The organism is Nocardia barduliensis (assembly GCF_013315795.1).
Taxonomy (GTDB): Bacteria; Actinomycetota; Actinomycetes; order Mycobacteriales; family Mycobacteriaceae; genus Nocardia; species Nocardia barduliensis.
In genome coordinates this window covers 1-4,618 of sequence record NZ_JABLTE010000211.1, presented here as the reverse complement: position 1 = coordinate 4,618, position 4,618 = coordinate 1, and the positions used below count along the sequence as shown (strand labels likewise).

Annotated in this window: 4 protein-coding genes; all 4 read left to right on the top strand. The window is 70.2% G+C overall.

The genetic code is table 11. The features are described from left to right. Positions 1-209: 209 nt before the first annotated feature. Positions 210-1,964 carry a sodium/solute symporter gene (locus HOV91_RS38375; protein ID WP_174190086.1) on the top strand — a complete coding sequence of 585 codons (1,755 nt, stop codon included), beginning with the start codon at positions 210-212 and terminating at the stop codon, positions 1,962-1,964. 182 nt (positions 1,965-2,146) lie between these two features. Further along, on the top strand, positions 2,147-2,503 hold the full coding sequence (locus tag HOV91_RS38370) for a DUF485 domain-containing protein (protein WP_174190085.1): 357 nt from the start codon (positions 2,147-2,149) through the stop codon (positions 2,501-2,503). After that, on the top strand, positions 2,500-4,137 hold the full coding sequence (locus HOV91_RS38365) for a monocarboxylic acid transporter (RefSeq protein WP_174190084.1): 1,638 nt from the start codon (positions 2,500-2,502) through the stop codon (positions 4,135-4,137). The genes HOV91_RS38370 and HOV91_RS38365 overlap by 4 nt, the downstream gene beginning before the upstream one ends. A 51-nt stretch (positions 4,138-4,188) precedes the next feature. Then, the coding region (locus tag HOV91_RS38360) for an acetyl-coenzyme A synthetase N-terminal domain-containing protein (RefSeq protein WP_174190083.1) at positions 4,189-4,618 on the top strand (430 nt) is incomplete at its 3' end.

Sequence of the window (4,618 nt, the reverse complement as noted above, 5' to 3'; positions counted from 1 at the left end):
CCGCCCCGCCGGACACGGTGGGCGAAGCAAACGAGACGGCGGCCGGCCCGGAAACGGCTGGCAAGGCTGCGGCCGGCCCGGATCTGGCCGGCAGGGTTGCGGGCGGGCGGACCGACCCGGTGGCCGTGGCACCGATCCGCCTCCGCCACGGACTTCTCGACCTTGACCGCATCGCCCGCCGAACCGGCTCACCCGTCCGGCGGTGCGCCGTGATCTCGGGCGCAGCGCCCGCGCTGACCGTGGCGGCGCTGGTCCTCGCGGCGCTGGCGACCGTCGCGATCGGCGCGTACGGCGTGCGGCTGGCGCGCACCACCTCCGATTTCCTCGTCGCCTCGCGCAGTGTGAGTCCGCGCTGGAACGCGGCCGCGATCTCGGGGGAATACCTCTCGGCCGCCTCGTTTCTCGGTGTCGCCGGATTGATCGCGAAGTACGGCGCGGACGCGCTGTGGTACCCGGTGGGGTTCACCGCCGGGTACCTGGCGCTGCTGCTGTTCGTCGCCGCGCCACTGCGGCGCTCCGGCGCGTACACGGTGCCCGACTTCGCCGAGTTCCGTTTGGGCTCCCTGCGTTTGCGCAGGCTCGCGGCCACGGTGGTGGTGCTCATCTGCGCGGTGTACCTGATCCCGCAATTCCAGGGAGCGGGCCTGACGCTGCACATCCTGCTCGGGGTGCCGGACTGGGTGGGCGCGGTGGCGGTGGGCGCGATCGTGCTTGCCAACGTGGTCGGCGGCGGGATGCGCTCGATCACGCTGGTCCAGGCGTTCCAGTACTGGTTGAAACTGACCGCGGTGGCCCTGCCCGCGCTGGTGCTGCTCGGGCACTTCCTCGCCGACGAACGGGAACTGGGCGCACCGGCCCCGCCGGTGGTATCCGAGCGCACCACCGTCGACGTGACCACCGATGCGCTGGTGCGGGTCAATGCGCCGCAGCGGGTCACGATCACGGGCACCCTCGACGGACGCGCGGTCGACGGCCCGGTGCCCCTGACCCCGGGCACCCACGAACTGGCCGCGGGCACGCGATTGGTGCTCGAGGCGGGGGCCGCGGTGCCGGTGGTCGCGGGCGCACCCGCGGACGGCGCGGGCTGGCTGGCGCCGGGCGGCGGGCTGGGCGGTCCGCATCCGACCTATCAGGTCTATTCGCTGATCCTCGCGACCTTTCTCGGCACCATGGGCCTGCCGCACGTGCTGGTGCGCTTCTACACCAACCCCGACGGCCGGGCCGCGCGCGCGACGGCGCTCGCCGTGATCGGCCTGGTCGGGCTGTTCTATCTGTTCCCGGTGCTGCTGGGCGTTTTCGCACGGCTGTACGTGCCGCAACTGCTGATCACCGGGACCTCCGATGCCGCGGTGGTGCTGCTGCCCGGATCGGTGGTCGCCGGACTGGGGGGACAACTGCTCGCGGCGCTGGCCGCGGCGGGCGCGATCGCCGCGTTCCTGTCCACCTCGTCCGGACTGCTGGTGAGCATCGCGGGCGTGCTCAGCACCGACATGCTGCGCGGGCGGATCCGCGACTTCCGCACGGCGGCACTGGCCGCGGGCGGGGTTCCGCTGGCGCTGTCGCTGACCGTGGTATCGCTGGACCTCTCGCGCACCGTCGGCCTGGCCTTCGCCGTGGCCGCCTCCACCCTGTGTCCACTGCTGGTCCTCGGTATCTGGTGGCGCGGGCTGACCGCCGCGGGCGCGGCGGCCGGTCTGGTCGCGGGCGGGCTCGCTTCGGGGGCGGCGACCGCGGTCTCGGTCACCGGCGGATTCTCCGACGAAGTGGCGGGCGGCTGGCCGGCCGCGCTGCTGAGCTATCCGGCGGCGATCAGCGTGCCGTTGGCGTTCGCCACCATGGTGCTGGTCAGCTCCTTCACGCGGCGGCTCGACGCCAGGGCCGTGAGCCGGATCTTCGTCCGGATGCACGCGCCGGAACGCCTGGGCATGGGCGCGGACCGCGAACGGAGTCTGCGCTCGGACTGACCGGCGACCCTCACGCGGAGCGCCGCGCGTGCGATCCGGGCCGACCGTTCGTCGCCCCGCGGCGACCGCTCACCGCAGATTCGGCCACCTTCACAGAGTGACCCACACCACAGCCTACTGGTGGCCCGTATGCCTGGCTTACCGTCCTCGAGAAGTAAGCCACGTCACTCGGTAGGACCATCATGACCAGTATCGACCTCGACGGCACCGCATCGCGGCCTGCGCCGAGCGCAGCAGAATTCGCCGAAGTCCAGGCGAGCCCCCAATTCCAGGAACTGCGAACGCGCTTGCGCCGCTTCGTGTTTCCGATGACCGCGCTGTTCCTGCTCTGGTACCTCGGTTACGTGCTGCTCGGCGCCTACGCGCACGACTTCATGAGCCACCGGGTGTTCGGCGAGATCAACGTCGGATTGCTGCTCGGCCTCGGCCAGTTCGTGTCCACCTTCGCCATCACCGCGCTGTACGTCTGGTTCGCCAACCGGGAACTGGACCCGCGGGCGGCGACCATCCGCGCCTACCTCGAGGGAGACCGAGCGTGAACACCGTGCACACCTACGCCGCCGCGGCCACGGTCGGCAACCCGGTCGCCAATATCGCCATCTTCGGCGTTTTCGTCGCGATCACGATGATCGTGGTGATCCGGGCCAGCCGCAACAACGCCACGGCCGCCGACTACTTCACCGGAGGGCGCGGCTTCTCCGGCCCGCAGAACGGCGTCGCCATCGCGGGCGACTATCTCTCGGCCGCGAGCTTCCTCGGCATCGCGGGCGCCATCGCGGTCTACGGCTACGACGGGTTCCTCTACTCCATCGGGTTCCTGGTCGCCTGGCTGGTCGCGCTGCTGCTGGTCGCCGAAATGCTCCGCAACACCGGCAAATTCACCATGGCCGACGTGCTGAGCTTCCGGTTGAAGGAAGGCCCGGTACGCACCGCCGCCGCGCTGTCCACGCTGACGGTGTCGCTGTTCTACCTGCTCGCGCAGATGGCGGGCGCGGGCGGGCTGGTCGCGCTGCTGCTGGACATCTCCGACAAGACGGGGCAGTCCGTGGTGATCGCCGTGGTCGGCCTGCTGATGATCGTGTACGTGCTGGTCGGCGGCATGAAGGGCACCACGTGGGTGCAGATCATCAAGGCGGTGCTGCTGATCGTGGGCGCGGCGGTGATGACCGTCATGGTGTTCGCGAAGTTCGGCTTCAACTTCTCCGACGTCCTCGGCTCCGCGCAGAACGCGGTTTCCGATTCGGCGAACAAGGCGGTGGCCGCGCGCGACGTGCTCGCTCCCGGCGCGCAGTACGGCGGCAGTGAGACCTCGAAGCTCAACTTCCTGTCCCTCGGCCTGGCCCTGGTGCTCGGCACCGCGGGACTGCCGCACGTGCTGATGCGCTTCTACACCGTGCCCACCGCCAAAGAGGCGCGGCGGTCGGTGGTGTGGGCGATCGGCCTGATCGGCGCGTTCTACCTGTTCACCCTGGTGCTCGGCTACGGCGCGGCGGCGATCGTCGGACCGGACCGCATCCTGGCGGCCGCGGGCGGGCAGAATTCGGCCGCGCCGCTGCTGGCCTTCGAACTCGGCGGGGTGGTGCTGCTCGGCGTGATCTCCGCGGTCGCCTTCGCCACCATCCTCGCGGTGGTCGCCGGGCTGACCATCACGGCGTCCGCGTCGTTCGCGCACGACATCTACGCCAACGTCATCAAGCGAGGCAAAGCCGGTGAGCGCGAACAGGTCCGGGTCTCCCGCATCACCGCGGTGGTGATCGGCGTACTGGCCATCGCGCTGGGCATCCTGGCCAACGGGCAGAACGTCGCCTTCCTGGTGGCGCTGGCGTTCGCGGTCGCGGCGTCGGCGAACCTGCCGACCATCCTGTACTCGCTGTTCTGGCGGCGCTTCAACACGACCGGCGCACTGTGGAGCATGTACGGCGGCCTGATCTCGACCATCGTGCTGATCGTGTTCTCCCCCGCGGTCTCCGGCTCCAAGTCCGCCATGCTGCCCGGCTCGGACTTCGACTGGTTCCCGCTGTCCAACCCGGGCATCGTCTCCATTCCGCTGGCGTTCGTGCTCGGCATCGTCGGAACCTTCGTCGGTGGCAAGTCCGAGGACCCGGCCAAGGCGGCGGAGATGGAGGTCCGCTCGCTCACCGGTGTGGGCGCCGAGAAGGCGGTGGTGCACTGATCGCTGCCCGGCATTCCTCGTCCCCCTCGCTCTTTCGATAGGAGATCTCGCGTGACCAGCGCAACCACCGATGACCGCGACACCACCGCCTACCCGCCCGACGCGCAGTTCACCGCCCAGGCGAACGCGAGCGGGGCGTTGTACGACCGGGCGCAGTCGGGTCGGCTGGAGTTCTGGGCCGAGCAGGCCCACAGGCTGCACTGGGAGCAGCCGTGGACCCAGGTGCTGGATTGGAGTGACGCGCCGGTGGCGAAGTGGTTCGTCGGCGGCAAGCTCAACGTCGCCTACAACTGCGTGGACCGCCACGTCCTGGACGGACACGGCGACCAGATCGCCATCCACTGGGAAGGCGAGCCCGGCGACTCCCGTGCCATCACCTACCGCGAGCTGCTCGACGACGTCTCTCGCGCGGCGAACGCACTGACCGAACTCGGCCTCGTCGCGGGGGATCGGGTGGCGATCTATATGCCGATGGTGCCCG